This is a genomic window from Actinoplanes sp. NPDC026619, assembly GCF_040638295.1.
GTDB lineage: Bacteria > Actinomycetota > Actinomycetes > Mycobacteriales > Micromonosporaceae > Actinoplanes.
In genome coordinates, this window is record NZ_JBEZYA010000001.1 from 580,958 (window position 1) to 599,378 (window position 18,421).

The 18,421-nt window shown below is 71.5% G+C and carries 16 protein-coding genes; 9 read left to right on the plus strand and 7 right to left on the minus strand.

What is annotated here, in order from left to right; translation table 11 throughout:
* Window positions 1-13: 13 nt before the first annotated feature.
* Window positions 14-670: a TetR/AcrR family transcriptional regulator C-terminal domain-containing protein gene (locus AB0E90_RS02870; protein WP_360398305.1), complete on the plus strand. Its 657-nt coding sequence runs from the start codon at window positions 14-16 to the stop codon at window positions 668-670.
* On the opposite strand, the gene AB0E90_RS02875 is transcribed toward AB0E90_RS02870, so the two are convergent.
* Together AB0E90_RS02875 and AB0E90_RS02880 are read right to left on the minus strand one after the other, a co-directional pair.
* Window positions 663-1,136: a pyridoxamine 5'-phosphate oxidase family protein gene (locus AB0E90_RS02875; RefSeq protein ID WP_360398307.1), complete on the minus strand. Its 474-nt coding sequence runs from the start codon at window positions 1,134-1,136 to the stop codon at window positions 663-665. The two genes, AB0E90_RS02870 and AB0E90_RS02875, sit on opposite strands and share 8 nt — an antisense overlap.
* A gap of 441 nt (window positions 1,137-1,577) precedes the next feature.
* Window positions 1,578-3,494, minus strand: coding sequence for a thiamine pyrophosphate-binding protein (locus AB0E90_RS02880; RefSeq protein ID WP_360398309.1), 1,917 nt, complete (start codon window positions 3,492-3,494; stop codon window positions 1,578-1,580).
* Between the two features lie 102 nt (window positions 3,495-3,596).
* On the opposite strand from AB0E90_RS02880, the gene AB0E90_RS02885 reads away from it, so the two are divergent.
* The 5 genes from AB0E90_RS02885 (at window position 3,597) to AB0E90_RS02905 (ending at window position 6,154) form a co-directional block, all read left to right on the plus strand.
* On the plus strand, window positions 3,597-4,058 hold the full coding sequence (locus AB0E90_RS02885) for an Lrp/AsnC family transcriptional regulator (protein ID WP_360398311.1): 462 nt from the start codon (window positions 3,597-3,599) through the stop codon (window positions 4,056-4,058).
* Window positions 4,059-4,077: 19 nt separating this feature from the next.
* Entirely contained in the window at window positions 4,078-4,203 is a 126-nt protein-coding gene (locus tag AB0E90_RS02890) for a hypothetical protein (RefSeq protein ID WP_360398313.1), read from the plus strand.
* Between the two features lie 41 nt (window positions 4,204-4,244).
* Complete coding sequence (locus tag AB0E90_RS02895) at window positions 4,245-4,766, plus strand: sigma-70 family RNA polymerase sigma factor (RefSeq protein ID WP_360398315.1); 522 nt, start codon at window positions 4,245-4,247, stop codon at window positions 4,764-4,766.
* Window positions 4,763-5,374: a hypothetical protein gene (locus AB0E90_RS02900; RefSeq protein ID WP_360398317.1), complete on the plus strand. Its 612-nt coding sequence runs from the start codon at window positions 4,763-4,765 to the stop codon at window positions 5,372-5,374. The genes AB0E90_RS02895 and AB0E90_RS02900 overlap by 4 nt, the downstream gene beginning before the upstream one ends.
* A gap of 72 nt (window positions 5,375-5,446) precedes the next feature.
* Window positions 5,447-6,154 carry a hypothetical protein gene (locus tag AB0E90_RS02905; RefSeq protein WP_360398320.1) on the plus strand — a complete coding sequence of 236 codons (708 nt, stop codon included), beginning with the start codon at window positions 5,447-5,449 and terminating at the stop codon, window positions 6,152-6,154.
* A gap of 112 nt (window positions 6,155-6,266) precedes the next feature.
* Here AB0E90_RS02905 and AB0E90_RS02910 read toward each other — a convergent pair whose 3' ends face one another.
* Genes AB0E90_RS02910 through AB0E90_RS02920 form a run of 3 tightly spaced genes read right to left on the minus strand, consistent with a single transcriptional unit; the run spans window position 6,267 to window position 12,195 of the window.
* Window positions 6,267-7,709, minus strand: a complete 1,443-nt coding sequence (locus AB0E90_RS02910) for a hypothetical protein (RefSeq protein ID WP_360398322.1) — start codon at window positions 7,707-7,709, stop codon at window positions 6,267-6,269.
* Window positions 7,706-9,097 carry a hypothetical protein gene (locus tag AB0E90_RS02915; RefSeq protein WP_360398324.1) on the minus strand — a complete coding sequence of 464 codons (1,392 nt, stop codon included), beginning with the start codon at window positions 9,095-9,097 and terminating at the stop codon, window positions 7,706-7,708. The genes AB0E90_RS02910 and AB0E90_RS02915 overlap by 4 nt, the downstream gene beginning before the upstream one ends.
* On the minus strand, window positions 9,097-12,195 hold the full coding sequence (locus AB0E90_RS02920; RefSeq protein ID WP_360398326.1) for a hypothetical protein: 3,099 nt from the start codon (window positions 12,193-12,195) through the stop codon (window positions 9,097-9,099). Before AB0E90_RS02920 ends, AB0E90_RS02915 begins: the two co-directional genes overlap by 1 nt.
* Before the next feature lie 154 nt (window positions 12,196-12,349).
* On the opposite strand from AB0E90_RS02920, the gene AB0E90_RS02925 reads away from it, so the two are divergent.
* Window positions 12,350-14,185: a cellulase family glycosylhydrolase gene (locus AB0E90_RS02925; RefSeq protein ID WP_360398328.1), complete on the plus strand. Its 1,836-nt coding sequence runs from the start codon at window positions 12,350-12,352 to the stop codon at window positions 14,183-14,185.
* A 153-nt stretch (window positions 14,186-14,338) separates the two neighbouring features.
* On the opposite strand, the gene AB0E90_RS02930 is transcribed toward AB0E90_RS02925, so the two are convergent.
* A complete protein-coding gene (locus tag AB0E90_RS02930) occupies window positions 14,339-15,727 on the minus strand; it encodes a cation:dicarboxylase symporter family transporter (protein WP_360398330.1) in 1,389 nt (462 codons plus the stop codon).
* Between the two features lie 39 nt (window positions 15,728-15,766).
* On the opposite strand from AB0E90_RS02930, the gene AB0E90_RS02935 reads away from it, so the two are divergent.
* Complete coding sequence (locus AB0E90_RS02935) at window positions 15,767-17,311, plus strand: sensor histidine kinase (protein WP_360398332.1); 1,545 nt, start codon at window positions 15,767-15,769, stop codon at window positions 17,309-17,311.
* Window positions 17,308-17,991 (plus strand): response regulator, encoded by a 684-nt coding sequence (locus tag AB0E90_RS02940; RefSeq protein WP_360398334.1) that lies wholly within the window; start codon window positions 17,308-17,310, stop codon window positions 17,989-17,991. Before AB0E90_RS02935 ends, AB0E90_RS02940 begins: the two co-directional genes overlap by 4 nt.
* Here the strand turns inward: AB0E90_RS02940 and AB0E90_RS02945 are convergent, their stop codons facing one another.
* Window positions 17,992-18,270 carry an excalibur calcium-binding domain-containing protein gene (locus AB0E90_RS02945; protein ID WP_360398336.1) on the minus strand — a complete coding sequence of 93 codons (279 nt, stop codon included), beginning with the start codon at window positions 18,268-18,270 and terminating at the stop codon, window positions 17,992-17,994.
* Window positions 18,271-18,421: the final 151 nt, after the last annotated feature.

Consider the following 18,421-nt stretch of genomic DNA (forward strand, 5'->3'; position numbering starts at 1 on the left):
TAAGGTAGCCCCCGTGTCAAGAGAACCGCTCACCCGCGAGCGCGCCCTCGCCGCAGCCGTCGCCCTCGCCGACGCCGAGGGCCTGAAGGCGCTGACCATGCGCCGCCTGGCCGCGTCCGTGGGGGTGGAGGCGATGTCGCTCTACCACCACCTGCCCGGCAAGGAGGGCCTGCTCGACGGCCTGGCCGAAACGGTGATCGGCGAGATCACCGCGGCGTCACCGACCCCCGCCGGCGACTGGCGGGCTCAACTGAGGCAGCGGTTCCTGTCCGCTCGCACGGTGTTGCTGCGGCACCCCTGGGCGCCGGCCCTGCTCGGCTCCCGGCCGGCCATCCCGCCGGCCCTGTTCGCCTACTACGACGAGATCGTCGGGACGCTGACCGCCGGCGGCTTCACCCCGAGCCTGGCCCACCGCGCGCTGCACGCGTTCGGCACCATGGCCCTCGGTTTCGTCCAGGAGCTCTTCACCCCGGACACCACGGACAACGGCACAGCCGAGATAGACCTGGCCACGATGGCGGCCGCGGTGCCGCACCTGACCGCGATGCTGGCCGCCGAGATCCACGACGCCGCCGACCCGGCGCTCGGCTGGTGCGACACCCAGACCGAATTCGAGTTCACCCTCGACCTGCTGCTCGACGGCCTGGAACGACGGCGCACACTCACATGACGACGGTCATCCGCTTGTCGACGCCGGTGCCGTAATCCGGGTCGCCGCCGCGGATGTGCACCGCGTAACTCGTGATGTCGGCCCGATAGAGCCGCAGCTCGGCGCCGCCGCACAACTCCTCCGGCGCGAACGGCTCGGCCCCGCCGCCGACGTCCCGGAAGGCGATCTCGCACTCGGCGGCCAGCTCCTCGTCCGGGACCTGCCGCGCGGTCGCACTCAGATAGACCGCCTCGCCGGCGCCCGGGAGACGCCGCGAGTCGAAGATGACGATCGACAGCCGCGGCTCCCGCGCCAGGTTCCGCGAATGCTGCGAGCCGGGCTCCGACACCCAGTAGAACGACCGATAGCCGTCATGGGTGAAATAGACCGGAGTAAGGCGCGGAAGCCCGTCCGGCTCCACCGTCCCCAGCGTCATGTACCGGTTGTCGTCGACGACGCTCCGCACCATCGCGGTCAGGTCAGACATCCACCGACCCTACTGCGCCCCCAACCGCCCCGCCCGGCCACAGAATGGGGGCTTCAGGCGCGAAAAGGGCCCCGCTTCCCGGAATTTCAGGCAGTCAGCCGGCCAGGCCGCCGAACCCAAACGCCGAAGATCACTCGCGGCCGGGTCACACCGCTTTCCACGAAAACGGTCCCTCAAATACCGCACCAGACCCCGCCTTCAAGGATGTGGGCCGGCGGACGCGGAAAGCAGCGCCCGCCACGTCCGCGCTCGCCTGCAAGCGGTCCGCAGGCCCCCGGGTCGGCACGCAGTGACGCCATTTCGGCGCGGCCCAGCCGACGGCCGGCGCGCGAGGGCAGCCGGCCCGCGAGGGCAGCCGGCCCGCGAGGGCAGCCGGCCCGCGAGGGCAGCCGGCCCGCGAGGGCAGCCGGCCCGCGGGAGCCGCCGGCGGGCGGGAGTGGGTTACTTCGCGTTTCGGACGGCCAGGGCTCGCAGCAGGGGCGGGGCGTCGTAGCGGTCGAGTACCGCCTCGACGACACTGAGCGTGTCGGTTGCTTCGGCCGCTGCCTCCAGAGCGTGAGCGAGTTCGGCTGCGGTGTGTGCCCGGCGGTAGTCGGCCTTCGGCCCGGCGAAGCCCGCGACGAGCATCCCCCAGTCCCACGGCGCGACGTCGTTGTAGCCGGCGTCGGGACTCTGCAGGGCCCGCTCGATCGTGTAGCCCTCGTTGTTGAGCAGCACGATGATCGGGGTCAGGCCGGCGCCCGCGATGGTGCTCAGCTCCTGCACGGTCATCTGCGCGGCCCCGTCACCGATGAACAGGACCGGTCGCCGCAACGGCTCGGCGAGCCCCTGGCCGAGCACGGCGGGCAGCGCGTAACCGATCGAGTTCCAGATCGGCTGCGCCACGAAGACGGTGTCGGCCGGGAACCTCAGCGAGACCGCGCCCCAGAACGAGGTGCCGGTGTCGGCAAGCACCGCGGTTCCGGCCGGCAGCCACCGCTGCACGGTCGCCCAGAGCGCCTCCTGCGTCAGCGACGCGTCCGGCGCGGGCGCCGCAACAGCCACCCCCGGCGTCGGTCGCGGCAGCGAGAAACGCTCAGCTTCAAGCAAATTGACGAGTACGCGTACGGCGTCCACGAAGTCCACGGTGTACTCGTCGTACGTGCCGATCGTGGCCAGCGTCGCGCCGACCAGCACGACCTGGTCGTCCACCCGGCGATGGGTGAAGAACCCGGAGAGCACGTCGGTCGGCACGGTCCCGAGCTCGATCACCAGGTCGGCGTCGCGCACCAGGGCCGCCGCCGCCTCGTCGACCATGTCCCCCGCGTAGTTCCCGAAGTGCAGCGGATGCTCCTCGTCAACGACCCCCTTGGCCGCCAGCGTCGTGACGATCGGCACGCCCGCCGCGGTCAGGTCGCGCACGCCGAAGCGCGCCACGAGGTGGCCGGCCACGATGACCGGCCGCTCAGCGCCGGCGATCAGGCTGCGCATCGCCGCGGCGAACGCCGAAGCGCCCGGCGCCGACGACGCGGCGGGACCAACCGCGCCGCACACCGCCGCCTTCGGCACGACACCGTCCGCCGCACGGGCCAGCCCACACGGCGAAATGGCGCTGCCGGCCACGTCGGGCAATCCAGCCGGCGCCATCACTCCGCCCGACAGATCAGGCAAGCCATCCGGCGCCATGCCCCCGCCCGGCCCGTCGGACTGACCGGCAGGCACCATGCGCCGGCCCGACAGATCAGACAAACCATCCCGCGCCATGCCCCCGCCCGGGCCGTCGGACTGACCGGCGGGCGGCACGGCGGTGCTGGGTGCCCGGAACAAGCCGGGCAGGGCCGTGGCCAGCGGAGCTGGGTCGACCGGGAGCGTGGCCAGGTCCATCGGGATGCTCAGGTAGGCCGGGCGGCGGTTGATCAGCGCGGCGGACAGGGCGGCGTCGATCTGCTCGGTGGCGCGGGCCGCGGTGACCGTCTCGGAGTGCACGGTGACCTCGGCGTAGGCACGGGCGAACCGGCCGAATTCGCCGTCGGCGAGGGTGTGATGCACCAGTCGGCGCGCGGCGACGGCGGTGGTGGCCGGGCTGCCCGCGATGTGCAGCACCGGCACGTCCTCGGCGGCGCTCCCGGCTACCGCGTTGAGGGCGCTCAACTCCCCCACGCCATACGTGGTGACCAGCACCGCGAGGCCGCGGCTACGCGCGTACGCGTCGGCGGCGTAACCCGCGCCCAGCTCGTTCGGCGAACCCACCCAGGTCAGGCCGGGCACCTGGGTGAGGTGGTCGAGCAGGGTGAGGTTGAAGTCGCCCGGCACCCCGAAGAGGTGCCCGACGCCGGCCTGCCGGAGCCGGCGCCCGAGGTACTCGGCCAAAGTGATCATGGGCCCACCCTGCTGCGGTGCTGTCATTGTGCGCAACAGATCTTGTCTTGATTGCGCATTCTGCTACACGCACGGCCGAGCAGGGGCGCTATGTTGAGCATCGTGACAAGCCTCGACGCGACCGACGCGCGGATCCTGCTGGCCCTCGACGATGACCCGCAGGCGACCGTCGTGGCTCTCGCCGATCGGCTCGGGCTCGCCCGCAACACGGTGCACGCCCGGCTGCGACGGATGGACTCGCTCGGCCCGCACAGCCGCCGAGTGGAGCCGGAGGCGCTCGGTTATCCGCTGATGGCCCTGGTCACGCTGTCGATCAGTCAACAGGACCGGTCCCGGGCGGCGGCCCTGCTGGGCGGGATCGCCGAGGTGATCGAGCTGCTCTCCACCACCGGCGACGGCGACCTGCTCGCCCGGGTGATCGCCCGCGACACCGACGACCTGCACCGGGTCACCGAGGCCATCCTGGCGGTGCCCGGCGTGGTCCGCACCAGCACCGCGATCGTCCTGCGCCGGGTGGTGCCGCTGCGGCTGTCCCCGCTGCTACAACGGCTCGCCGAACAGTGAAGCCAGCGCGGAGCCGACCGTGGAACCGGCACTGGAACCGGCACTGGAGCTGGCACTGGAGCCGGCACTGGAGCCGGCACTGGAGCTGGCACTGGAACCGGTAGCCGAACCGGCGCTGGTGCCGGCAATGAACGAGCGGGCCTGAAAGATCCGGGCCGCTGCCGGACATACCCGAGGGTGGACCTTGTGAACTCCGACGACCGCCGGGCGCGGTTCGAGGCCCTGGCGCCGGCCGTGATCGAGGCGGTGCGGCGGTACCTGGCCCGGCGCACCGACCCGGCCACCGCCGACGACGTGCTCTCCGAGACGCTGCTGGTCTGCTGGCGGCGACTCGACGAGATGCCCGCTGAGCATCTGCCGTGGGCGTACGGCGTCGCTCGTCTCTGTCTTGCCAACGCCGAGCGTGCGCAGCGCCGGCAGGCCCGGCTGACCGCCCGCATCTCCGCGTTCCTGACACCCGGCCCGCCGCCACCGGGCGACGCCGGGGTGACCACCGCGATGGCCGCCCTGCGCGGTGAGGACGCCGAGATCCTGCGCCTCTGGGCCTGGGAGGATCTGGCCCCGGCCCGGATCGCGGCGGTACTGGGCGTCACCGCGAACGCGGCGAGCATCCGGCTGCACCGGGCCAAACAGAAGTTGCGCGACGAACTGCGAAAGACCGGCGCCGTCGCCGGACATGAGGAGTCGACCGAGGGGAGACGGCCATGAGCGATGACGACCTGCGCGACCGCCTGCGTCGCACCGATCCGGCGGCATCGCTGACGCCGCTGCCTCCCGACCGCGTTTCCCGGCTTCTGGAGGAATCCATGTCCGCTGTCGTCGCCGCACCGCCCCGCCGCTTGCGGCTGCCCGTCCTGGCCGCCGCCGCCGCGGCCGTGCTGCTGCTGGCCGGCGCCGGCTGGCTGATCTTCCGGCCGAGGCCGGCCGAGGCGCCATCAACGAGCGCGATCGCCTCCTCCCCCGCCGCCACGGTGCGCCTCACCGCCCCGGACGGCGGCCACGCCGCCAAGTGCCGCGAACCCCAGCCGAGCCAGTTGGCCTCGTCCGCCGATTTCGCCTTCGCCGGCACCGTGACCGGCATCGACGCCACGAATGTCGTCACCCTTGCGGTGACCAGGGTCTACCGGGGCACCCGGGCGGCGCTGGTGCAGGTCGACCAGCAGCCGGGCACCTCGGAGACGCTGATGGGCAGCGGCAAGTTCGAGCCGGGCAAGAACTACCTGGTGGCGGCGAACCAGGGCACCGTGATGATCTGCGGCTACAGCGGCGAGGCCGACGCCGAAGGCCTGCTCTCCCTGTACGAGAAGGCCTTCTAGCCGAGTGGGTGAGCCGGGCGGCGGGTTGATCGACGTACCCTCGTTGATCAGCCCGGACCCCGGAAGGACCCCATGGCTGTGAAAGATCGCCCGGCGTGGACCGGGTGGGCCGCCGACTGGACGGTGCGTTACCTCTGGCGGCCGCGGCACAGCCGGGACGACGGACCCCGCGAACTCAACCGGCGTGCGGTCGTCGTGCTGGCCGTCGTCGTTCTCGCGGTCGGTGCGGCGGCCTACGCCGTTTTCCGGGGCGGCGACGACGACCGGCAGCCGGCCGCCGGGGTCACGCTGCCGACGGCGTCATTGATCATGCCCGGCGGTGACTACGCGTCGATCCCGGTGTCGGTCCTCCCGGCCCCTGCCACTTCCACCGCCACCTTTTCGGCGCCGCCGGTCCCGTCGACAGCTGCGGCCCCACCGGCGGCCACGTCGAAAAAGACGACGACGCCGGTCCGGCAGGAGCGGACCATCGCCGCCACCAGCGTGCTCAACCCCGGTGAGAGCTGGTCGACCAACCGGCTCCGGCTGACCCTGACCGCCCGCGGCAACCTGGTGCTGCAGGACCAGGGCCGCACCGTCTGGCAGACCGGCACGACGACGGGCGCCAAGCTGGTCATGCAGAACGACGGCCACCTGGTCCTCTACGACGCCGGCAACGCCAACGTCTGGAGCAGCAAAACCCCGGGCAACCCCGGCGCGGTCCTGATCCTGCGGGCCGACGGCAACATGGTCATCGCGCTGAACGGCCGCGTCCTCTTCCAGACCGGTACCGGCGACTGAAACGGGCGACCACGGAGTGTCCATATAGGACCACTATCCGATCATGAGATTGATACGCGTTTTCCGTGCTTGGACGACCAGCAGTGGGACCTGATCGAGTTCCTGTGAGCCATTAGCCGGCGGGAATCTTCTCGGCCGCCTCCAGCAGGAATCTGATCAGGGCACGCAGGTCGGCCGGGTCGACCGGCATCGGCAGGAAGGCCAGTTCGCGGTCGCCCAGCGCACCGGCGACCGCGGACGGGTCCGTTGCCGCGCGGGTCACCACCCGTTTGCCGTTCTTCCAGGTCTGTTCCTCGGCCACGCCGAGCATCGTGGTGACGATCGCGGTTCGTTCCGGGAGCAGGCCCTCGACGATGTCGTACTGCTTGCCGTCGAGCAGCAGCTTGCCCAGCGCCTTACGGGCGTCGTCCGAGGCGAGCTGTTCGAGCACTTCCAGCGAGCCGGCGTCGCCCGCCTTGAACTGGGCCGTGAAGACGATCGCCACCTTTCCGCTCGCCTCGTCGACCAGCAGGATCGTGTCGTCGTAGAACTGGGCGAAGCTCTTGCCGTGGTGGTTCAGGCCCCGGACCGGGGTACGACCCACGCGCACCTGGTAGACGGAGGTCTCCGCGAACGCCGCCGCCCGCCGCAGTTGTTCGGAGAAGAGGCGTCGATAGGCGCCCTTCTGGCCGATGAGCTGGCCCAGCAGTCCGACGTAGACGTTGACCCGGCCGGCGATCTGCTCGGCCAGTTTCTCGGCCGGCATCGCCACCTTCGGCACCTCGCCGCAGCGGGCCAGGGCGGTGCCGACGATCTCCAGGTCCTCGGTGGTGATCCAACTCTGCAGGCGGCGATAGACGCCGGTCATCGGGTGGCCGGCGGGCAGACCCTGGAAGCGGCGGAAGAACTTCTCCACCACCGCCAGCCCGTCGGCGCTGGTCCTCGCCCGGCCGAACGCCCTCAGCACGGTTTCCACCGCCTGCGTGATGCGGTTACGCTCGCGCGCGGGCAGACCGGCCGCGAGGACCGCGTTCTGCAGGTCGCGGCCGGCGCGGGAGATCTCACCGGTGGAGTCATGCAGGCAGGAGCGTTCGAAGGCCTGCAGCGCGCGGGCGACCAAGCCGTTGCGGGCCGCGACCTCGTAGAGCTGGTCGAACGCGGTCTTCGGCAATCTGGAGGCGGCCCGGACCACCGTGGCCGAATAAGGCGGCGGCCCAGCGCCGTACTCCACATCGAGCCGTCGCCGGACCGCCTGGAGCAGGCCGTCGCGGTTCTTCGCGGCGGGGGTGTCGCCGACCGTGCGGCGCAGCCAGGCCCGCGCGGCATCGGCCTGGTCGTCGGAGAGCCGGCGGAGAATCTCGTCGACGTCACGGCGGGCCGCGGCGACCGCGGTGCGGCCCGGGTCGGCGGACGGCCACATGCGCGCCATGCGGACCTGCAGGTCGAGGTGGGTGAACGCGGCCTCGAACTCGGGGTAGGCCCGGCACAGCGCGGTGAGCGGGCTCGCCCCGAGATGGACGGCGCCGCGCCGGACGCTGCGCGCCAGGACGGCGAGAACGCGCTGGATGGGGGTCATCTGATCAGTCCGGCGGCGAGCGGGGCGAGGACGGTGACGGAACCGGCGAGCTTGCCCGCCGGCAGGGCGCCGGCGACCTCGCCGACGCACTGCAGGGCCAGCTTCAGCGTGGAGGGTTCCAGGCCGAGCGACTCGGCCGGGTCGAGCGAGCAGCGGTACGCGTCGGCATCCCGCAGGTACGCCGCCCACGCCTCGAGGATGCCCTTGGCCGCGAGCACCACGTCGGCCACGATCGCCAGCGGCGGCGCGACCAGGTGCAGGGTGAGCATCCCGCCCATCAGGCCGAGCGCCGACCCGAACTCGTCGGACAGAGCAGGGTCAACGGCCAGATACACATCGTGTACGGCCTGGCCGGCCGAGCTGGGTCCGGGTCCGCACAGGTCGCCGACGCCGTCCGCGAGCACCTGCTGGAACGCCCACGGACCGAACTCGGGGTCGAGCAGGCTGGGCAGGCCGCCCTTCATGCCCCGGTTGCGCAACTCGGCGGCGAGCCCGGCCGCCGGCCCGTCCTCGTGCCCGGTCAGCCGGTCGTGCCAGACCGGTGACTCCACGCTCTTGCGGACGGCGCGGGCCGCCTTCCCGGTGGAGGTGAGGGCGTCGGTGACCGACGCCAGCAGCTCCTTGTCGGTGGGCGGCTTCGTGCCGAGGCCGTGCGCCGGCGCCGTGAACGGGGTCAGATCGATCCGGTAGAGCACCGGGTGATCGGCGCCGAGGCGGGCCCGCAGCGCGGCGAGTTGGACGCCGCGGGCGACGGCGTTCTGGATGGCGGGCTGAACCTTCAGCACGTTCACCGCGAGCAGGCCGGTCGCGCCGGCGAGGAGAGCGGCCACGGTGGAGGCGAGCGCGGCGTAGGCGCCTTCCTTGACGTTCTCCAGGGCGGCCTGTGCCTCGGCCGTGGCCAGCTCGGCGACGGCCGACCGCAGCGACTCGACCGCGTCGCCCGGCCTGAGGGTCAGGGTGCGCGGACTCGCGAGGTCGCCGGCCAGATAGCGGTCGGCGGCCGCCCGGATCTGCAGTTCGGCGGCGTCGAGCCGGCGCCGCGCGATGGCCCGGCCGACCTCCTCGACGACCGCCAGATCCGCGGCGACCTGGACGGCGAGCCGCTGCCGGGCGGCCAGCCAGGCGGCGAGCGCCGGTTCGGTCTCCTCGGCGAGCGCGCGGCCCGCGGCGGACGCACGCTGGGTGGCCTCCCCACGGGCCAGGCGCGCCGCCTCGAACTCGGCGCCGCGCGCTCGCCGGAGACGCGCGGTGAGCAGCGCCGACGTCCGCTCGACCCAGGCCCATCCGCCGAGCAGATAGCCGCTCTGCGCGAGCTGGTCGATCGTCGCCGGGTTCCCGGACGGCAGCGCCGCGGTGCTGCCGTCCGGCATGGTGATCCGCGCGGGCACTAGTCGTCGTCGTTCTCGAGCTTGACCGCGAACGAGTTGGGCGCGGTCAGCGGGTCGGTCAGGTCGTCGGCGTCGATCCGGGCGGCCCGCCGGTCGGCCTCCAGCTCGGCCGAGCGCGCCTCGGCGACGGCCCGCCGCACCTCGGCCGCCCGCAACGCGACCAGGTGATCCTCCAGGGCCTCGCAGTCGCCGCGCCACGACTCGACCGAGATGCCAGGGGTGGGCAGGATGACGGTGTCGGTGGCGATCCGGTCGCCGGACGCCTCGGCCTCGCGGGTCGCGTTCTCCATCTCGGTGGCGAGGCTGGTGACGACCTTCATCAGGGTGGTCTCGGCGAGCGGGGCGAGCGGGATGGCCAGGTTGGGGCCGTCCGACGCGACCACGTGCGGCTCGAACATGCCGATCTTGAGCTGCGGGGCGACCTCCATCAGGCGCTGCAGCTGCTCGCTCGGCGGGAGCGCCTGGAACAACACGTACCGGTAGTAGTCGCGGTGCTGGTTGAGGTGGGTGAGCAGGGTCTGGCTGCGTTCCCGGGCGGAGCCGATCATCTCGGCGCCGAACTTCATCTCCAGCTTGTCGGCGATCGTCGTGGTGCTCTGTTCCTCGTTCGCCGCGGCGACCACGGCCGCGGCCGCCTGCTGGCCGCTGCCCTCGGCCTCCTTCGCCTCCCAGTTCTGAAAGGCGGTCTTGAGCTGGGCGAGCGCGCCGGGGATGCCGCCGTCCTCGACGTCGTAGAGGCCTTCCTTCTTGGCGTTCGGGTACCAGAACGTGCCCCAGTCCCAGAACACGTAGCCGGTCATCGAGGTGATCCGCCCGGCCAGCCCGGCGTCCTCCTTGTCCTTGTCGCCGAGGCCGCCGAGGGAGTCCAGCGCGGGCGTCGAACCGGCCGGCGGCATCGCCGACAGCAGCGAGCGGGCCGCCTCCGGGCTGATCGTGGCGGAGGCGAGCCGGTCGAGCTCGGTGGTGAGGCCGGTGCCGAACTTCGCGCCGACCAGCCGCTTGAACAGCCACCGCTGGGCCGAGGTCAGCTCGGTGGCGCTGGGCGAGCGGTGCGCGGCGATCGAGGTGAGCGCGCCACCGACGTCGACGCCCGCGAACGCGGCGGCCCGTTGCTTGAGGTCGGCGAGGATCGAGTTGACCGTCGTCGCGTAGGGGTTGGCGGGCTTGGGCGCCTGCGACGAGGTTGGCGTCTCCCGCTGCCGGTCCAGATCGCGCTCCATCTTCCCGGCCGAGGCGAGGCTGCGCAGCTCGATGGCGGCCTGCTTGTACGCCTCGAGCAGCCGGCACGCCTCGAACCCGTCGACCAGGGCCGCGTCGAGCAGCCCGGAGCGCAGTGTCGCCTCGTTGACCCGCACCAGCAGCTCGGTGAAGTGCGGCACCTCGACCGGGTTGGGCACGAGCACCACGATGCGTACGCCCGCCTTGTTGAAGACCAGGTCGATGTCGTAATGGGCGAGCACCTCGTGGAAGTTCATGGTCAGCGTGTGCCCCAGGTTGGGGTTGCGGATGGTCCGCACCACACTGGTCCGCTGCTCGGTCTCGACGCTCTCGGTGATCGTGGTGACCCGGCGCGACCGCACCCGGGTGGCGGCGTGACTGGTCGACTCGCGTACGTGCTGGGTCGATGATTTGGTCGCGTTGGCCAGGCTCTGCGCGTTGGCGACCTGACCGCCGGCCTGCACCCGGATCGAGGCGACCCCGGGCGAATAGGAGGCGTCGAGCGACCCGTACGCCTGCGCGTCGAACTCGTTGGTGCTGGTGACCTCGCGCATCACGTCCTCGGTGTCGCGGGTCGTGGAGTTGTAGTCGAAGGCCTGCTCGACGTCGGTCTCGGCGCTCTGGCTCAGTGACTTGGTGCGCCGTTCCCAGCTGGACACGGTGATCGTGGTCTCCTCGCCGGGCGCCATGGCCAGGCTGGAGATCAGGTTGCCGCGGCTGAAGCCCTTGAGCGTCCAGGTCTGCTTCCAGGGCAGCAGCACCGCGACCGGCAGCCCCACGGTGGACAGGTCGACCAGGCCGTTCCCGGTCGCGGCGACGTGCACCTTGGGCGGCGGCTGCCGGTAGCTGTAACGGTCGGTGTCGCGGGTCATCCGGCGCACGTCGTAGGTGTGGTCCAGCTCGCTGATCCGGCGCGCCCGGCCGAGCGACACGAACTCCTCCGGCAGCACGTCGCCGCCGCGCGGCACGACCAGCTTGACCTCGTCGTCGCCGGCCCGCGTGGTGATCTGCTCGCCCCGTCGCAGCCCGCGGATCTCCTCCGCGCCGAGCTGCAGCACCAGGCCGCCGCCGCTGGTCGTGGGGATCACCGGGTAGGCCAGGAACTCCGGCAGGTCGGTGATGGCCATCGCGGTCGCGGCCGGCCGGGCGTCGGAGGTGCCGATGATGCTGACCTTGGCCAGGCCGGCCGGCACGCCGTCGCGCATCGCGGTCGCGGTGACCATGCCGGTGGCGAGCAGGTCGCGGATGCCGTTCTCGTCGAGGCGGACGGCGCCCAGCTCGGTCTGGATCTGCCGGTCGGCGAGCACCTGGTCGATCGCGCCGGCCTCCAGCGACACGGCGGCGACGGACGGGATGAGCCGGACGACCGCGCTCTTGCCGCCGGGCTCGGTGGCGACGGTGAGCACGCTCTCGCCCTGGCGCAGCCGGGCGGCGGCCTGCGCGCCGAGGTCGACCGCGAACGCGGTGTTCTCGATCATCACGGCGCCGGCGCCGATCATGCTGTCCACATCGGACAGACTCAGCGTGACGTCGGCGTCACCGTGGACGGCGCGGGCCGGGTCGAGACCGGCCGCGATCACGTTGAGCCCGACGACCGGCGCGGCGCCGGCCCCGGCGGTGGAGAGCGGCGGGGGGCCACCGATCCCGGCGGTCTTCGCGAAAGCGGCACGGGCCGAGATCTGGGCCGGCGTCTCGACGATGTCGCCGCCGGTGTTCAGCACGATCGGGACCGACACCACCCGGCCGGTCGAGGTGACGGTCTCGCTGTAGAGGCGGATGAACTGGCCGAACCGGAACTCGCGCGTCACCCCCCAGGTGGGCAGCTTCGCGGTGCAGGAGTCGCCACCGAGGATCGGGGTGACGGGGTTTTCTTCGGGCATGGCGCCTTCCCTGGATGAGCGTCTACTGGGGAGCGTGCGGGCACCATACGTGGATCGGCGGGCAAGATCAGTCAGCAATCCGGCCCCGGGTTCTGGGGATTTCCCTGGTGACGCGGTTGAATATCCGCACACGTCGATGCGCGAGGAGCCGGTGATGGTAAAAGCGCTGCTCATACCCGTACTCCTCGCGGTCTTTCTGCCTGCGCCGCACGCGGCGCAAGCCGCCGCACCGGCCTGGACCGGCCCGCTCAGCACGCGGGGGCGCTACATCGTCGATGCCCACGGCGAGCGGTTCAAGCTGCGCTCGGCCAACTGGCACGGCGCGAGCGGCACGTGGAACGGCAGCGGCGACGTCAACGACAACGCCAGCCACCACGCCGGTGAGAACTCGCTGCGCATTCCGATGGGCCTCGACCGGGCATCGATCGGCACCATCGTGTCGAGCATGGCCGGCATCGGCATCAACAGCGTGCGGCTGCCGTTCTCCGACGAGATGCTGCGCGACACCCAGCCGGTCACCGGCGCGTTCGATCCCGCGCTCAACGGCCTCACCCCCCTTCAGGTGTACGACCGGGTGGTCACCAGCCTCACCGACGCCGGGCTGGCGGTGATCCTGAACAACCACACGAACACCACGAAATGGTGCTGCGGCGTCGACGGCAACGAGCGCTGGAACGCGTCGCAGACCACCGCCGAGTGGGAGGACGGCTGGCTGTTCATGGCGCGGCATTACCGGGACAACCCGCGGGTGGTCGGCGCCGACCTCTACAACGAGGTGCGCCGCAACGTGCTGGACGACCCGAACTGGGGCGGCGGCGACGACCACGACTGGTTCGCCGCGTCGCAGCACCTCGGCGACCGGATCCTGCGCGAGGCCAACCCGAACCTGCTGATCATCGTGGAGGGCATCAACTGGACCGGCATCCCGGTGGACGGTTTCGCCCACGGCCGGCCGACCCTCGTTCCGGTGCAGACCCTGTCGCACACCCTGGTCACGTCCGGGAAGCTCGTCTATTCGGCGCACTTCTACGACTACACCGGCCCCAACCACAGCGGCGCGACCGGCATCGGCGAGACCAGCGATCCGCGCTATCGCGACATGTCCCGCGACGAGCTGTTCAATGTGCTCAACCGGGACGCGTTCTACGTCTCGGCTTCTCCTGACCGACATTTCACCGCGCCGGTGTGGATCAGCGAGTTCGGCGTGGACGCGGGCTCAGCCCCCGATTCCCCGCAACGGCAGTGGTTCACCAACTTCACCGATTATCTGATCCAGACCGACGCCGATTTCGCCTATTGGCCGGCGGTCGGCTGGCTGGACAACCGCGGCGTCAACAACTGGGCCCTGCTGTTCTGGGACCGCAACGGCGGCTTCGATTCGGTGCGGTCCGATTGGCGCTACGACGCGTGGAGCCGCCTGATCACCTCCGGCAGATCCGGATATGTCGCCCCGGTCGCCCGCTGGTCGATGCTCAGCCCCGACCGCGGCGACTTCATCGCGTCATCCCTGCTCCGCGACCGCCCCGACTGGGATTCCGGCGCCCGCAAGGCCGCCTGCCCGGACGGGCAGCGTCTTCTGGGAATCGCACACAAAGGCAACCGCGGATTGTGTACGGACGTGAACGGCGCCACCGCCTGGACCAGTTACCAGACCGTCAACAGCGAGCAATACGTCAGCACCGACTGGGCGTCGGGCTACACGAAGTTCCAGTGCCCGGCCGGCTCCCTGATGGTGGGTTACGCAGTCCGCGGCGCTGCGGTGTCCAGCGTCCTCTGCGCCACCACTTCCGCGGCGGCCGGCGCGGGCCGCACGATCTGGTTCGACCGCAGTGACAACCGCCCGTCCGGCAGTCCCGGCGGCGAATTCGCCACCGGCAACTACAAGGGCCAGTGCGCGAACGACGAATACGCCGCCGGCATCGCCTGGACCGGCCGCATCGGCTCGTCGAAAACCCCCGACGCCCTCTACTGCCGCAAGCTCACTGCTTAGCCGCCGGGATGAGGCCGATCTCCTGGATCGGAGTGCCGCGGAGACCCCGATTTCCAGGAAATTTGGGGGCTGATCGCGTGGCCCCGGAGGGGGCTGCCCGGCCGCCCTCGGGCGGGAAAGCGGCCGGGCAGCCGGCCAAAGCCGGGAAGCCGGTCAGGGCTCCCGGGTGGCGGCCACCGGCGCCTCGGGCCCGCCGGACGCGGGCCGGTCGGACGCGGGCCGGTCGGACGCGGGCTCGTCGCGGTCGAGCATCGTCGACTCGTCGAAGGGCAGGTCGCCGGCCAGCACCAGGTCGGCCTTCTGCCGGTCGATCTCGCCGGTCCATGTGCCGACCAGCACCGTCGCGACCGCGTTGCCGGCGAAGTTGGTCAGCGCCCGCGCCTCCGACATGAACCGGTCGATGCCGACGATCAGGCCGACGCCGTCGACCAGGTCGGGCCGGTGGCTCTGCAGGCCGCCGGCCAGCGTCGCGAGGCCGGCGCCGGTGACGCCGGCCGCCCCCTTCGAGGCGATGATCATGAAGACCAGCAGGGAGATCTGCTGGCCGATCGAGAGCGGGTTGTCCATCGCCTCGGCGATGAACAGCGACGCCATCGTCAGGTAGATGGCCGTGCCGTCCAGGTTGAACGAGTAGCCGACCGGCACCGTGATGCCGACGACCGGCTTGCTGACGCCGAGGTGCTCCATCTTCGCGATCAGCCGCGGGAACGCCGACTCCGACGACGAGGTCGACAGGATCAGCAGGAACTCCCGGCCGAGGTAGCGCAGCAGCAGGAGGATGTTCATCCGGGCGAACGCCCAGAGGATCACCGCGAGGATGACGAACACGAAGATCGCGCAGGTGACGTAGAAGCCGAGCATGATCTGGGCGAGGCTCTTCAGCGCGTCCATCCCGGTCTCGCCGACCACCGCGGCCATCGCGCCGAACGCCCCGATCGGCGCCAGCCACATGATCATGGCGAGGATCTTGAAGACGACCTTCTGGGTGAGCTGGATGGCCCGCAGGACCGGCTCGCCGGTGGCGCCCAGCGCCTGCACCGCGAAGCCGACCAGCAGCGCCACCAGCAGGGCCGGCAGCACATCACCCTCGGTCAGCGAGGAGAACAGGGTCTTGGGGATGATGCCGAGGATGAAGTCGGACACCCCCTCGTGGGCGGCGCCGCTGGCCTGCTTCTGCCCGGCCGCGGCCGCCGCGTCGTTGAGGTGCAGCCCGGAGCCGGGGTGGATGATGTTGCCGACGACCAGGCCGATCGCCAGGGCCACGGTGGACATGATCAGGAAGTAGCCGAGCGCGAGCCCGCCGACCCGGCCGACCTTCGCCGCCTGCCGGATCGAGCCGATGCCCAGCACGATCGTGCAGAAGATGACCGGCACGATCATCATCTTGATCAGGTTGACGAACCCGGTGCCGAGCGGTTTCAGCTCCTTGGCGAACTCCGGGAACAGCAGGCCGACCGCGATGCCGAGCAGGACCGCGCCGATCACCGCAAGGTAGAGAAAGTGAGTTCGGTCCCGCCGGACCGGTGGGGATGTGGGCTCCATACCGCAGAATGTGGCCCAGGTCTCACCCCGGGAGCACGCTTGCGTTCATTCTGGTCACCAGGCGGAAACACCAGCATCGCCCGCCAGCTCTTCGTCTGGCAGGCGCTGGTCGTGACGCTGCTGGTGGCGATCGGCACGGCCGGCGCGGTGCTGCTCGCCCGCGACGACGCCGCGCAGGCGGCGATCGACCAGGTCACCGGGATCGCCGAGTCGGTCGCCCGCTCCCCGACGGTGATCGAGGCGGTGCAACAGCCGAACCCCACCGAGACCCTGCAGCCGTACGCCGAGAGCGTGCGCCGCGCGACCGACACCGACTTCATCGTGGTGATGGCCACCGACCGCACCCGCTGGACCCATCCGACGATCTCCCTGATCGGAAAGCCGTTCATCGGCACCGTCGCGGGCGCGCTCGACGGCGGCCGGGTGGTCGAGACACACGCCGGCTCGCTCGGCGAATCGGTGCGCACCGTCGTGCCGGTGCGCGACGCCACCGGCCGGGTGATCGCGCTGGTGTCGGTCGGCATCACCACCGACGCCATCAACCAGCGGCTGATCGGCCGCGCCCCCGTCGTGCTGATCCCGGCCGCGTTCGCGCTGCTGCTGGCGGCGGCCGGCTCGTGGCTGCTCAGCCGGCGCCTGCGCCGCCAGACCCACGGCCTCGGCCCGGCCGAGATGACCAGGATGTACGAGTACCACGACGCGGTCCTGCACTCGGTGCGCGAGGGCCTGGTCGTGGCCGACCGGGACGGCCGGGTGACCCTGGTCAACGACGAGGCGCGACGGCTGCTCGGCGACGCCCTGCCACCCGAGATCGGCGAGCTGATCGCCTCCCGGGCGGTGGCCGCCGACGAGCCGGTGCTGGCCGGCGACCGGGTGCTGGTGGCCAACCAGCGGGTGATCCGCTCCGAGGGCCACACCGTCGGCACCGTGCTGAGCCTGCGCGACCACACCGAGCTGCGCGCGCTCACCGGCGAGCTCGACTCGGTGCGCGGCCTCACCGAGGCGCTGCGGGCCCAGGCGCACGAGGCCGCCAACCGCCTGCACACCGTGCTCACCCTGGTCGAACTGGGCCGCGCCGACGAGGCCGTGCACCTGGCGACGGCCGAACTGGCGGTGGCCCAGCAGCTCACCGACCAGGTGGTGGGCGCGGTCAGTGAGCCGGCCCTGGCCGCGCTGCTGCTCGGCAAGTCGGCCCAGGCCGCCGAGCGCGGCATCCAGCTGGTCGTCGACGAGGCGTCCCGCATTTCCGAGTCCGCGCTGGCCGGCCGCGACCTGCTCACGGTGGTCGGCAACCTGGTCGACAACGCGCTCGAGGCGGTCACCGGCACGCCGCCGCCGCGAACGGTCACGGTCCTGGTGGTGGAGAACGACGGCGAGGTGCGGGTCGAGGTGAGCGACACCGGTCCGGGCATCGCCGACCCGGCCGCCGCCTTCCGGCGGGGCTGGACCACCAAGGAGAGCGGGCGAGGCGTCGGCTTGTCACTGGTCCGGCAGATCATCGACCGGTACGGCGGAAGCCACACCGTCTCCTCCACGCCGGCCGATGGCACGGTCATCACGGTCCGCCTGCCGGTGCCGTCATGACCCCGGTCCGCGTCCTGGTGGTCGAGGACGAGCCGCTGATCGCGGAGGCGCACGCGGCGTACACCGCAAGGGTTGATGGTTTCGAGGTTCTGGGTGTGGCGCACACCGCGCAGCAGGCCATGGCGGCGCTGCGCACCCTGCCGGTCGACCTGATGCTGCTCGACCTCCACCTGCCCGACCTGCCCGGCCTGGAACTGTGCCGGACGCTCCGGGCCGCCGGCATCGCGACGGATGTCCTGGTCGTGACGTCGGCGCGCGACCTGACCATGGTCCGCGCGGCCGTCTCGCTGGGCGTGACGCACTACCTGCTGAAGCCGTTCACCTTCGCCACGTTCCGCGAGAAACTGCTCGGCTACGCCCGCTACCGCACCGCCCTGCTCAGCACCGAGCCGGCCGCCGCCCAGCACGAGATCGACCGCGCCTTCGCGGCCTTGCGCGGCGCCTCCCCGGACTCGCTGCCGAAGGGCCTGGACCGCAAGACGCTGGACCTGATCCTGGGCGTCCTGCGCGCCTGGCCCGGCCCGGCCGGCCTGTCCGCGGCCGAGGTCGGCGCCCGGATGGGCGCGTCCCGGGTGACGGCCCGCCGCTACCTGGAGCACCTGGCCGAGACCGGCCAGGTGGCCCGCACCCCGCGCTACGGCGGCCCCGGCCGCCCCGAGGTGGAGTACCGCCGCGTCTGACTACTTCTTCTCGCAGGCGACGCCGTCCTTGTCGCGGTCGAGCGTGGTGTTCTTCTTGTACGTGGCGGTGTAGACGGTGAAGGTCGTGACCGGCTTGGTGCTGCCCTTCACCTTGTCCTTGCCGCCCTTCTTCGCGACACCATGCTTGTAGACCTTGTTGAGGGCGGTGCAGTTCTTGTAGGCCACCGCCTTCGGCAGGGCCTGAGCCGGCGTGGACAGCGCGAACAGCCCGACCGTGGTGAGAGCGGCAACAACGACGGGAGCGGTCTTACGGATCATCAGGGTCCGTTTCTGATCGGTGGACGGATCACCATTCAAACCCGCTTCCGCGGCCCCCAACGATCACCCGCGCGGCCGACCCCCGATCGTCCTGTTCGGGCAACAGGGCGCGACACGGTCAGAGGCGGCCGGTAATTCGCGGTCCACCGGG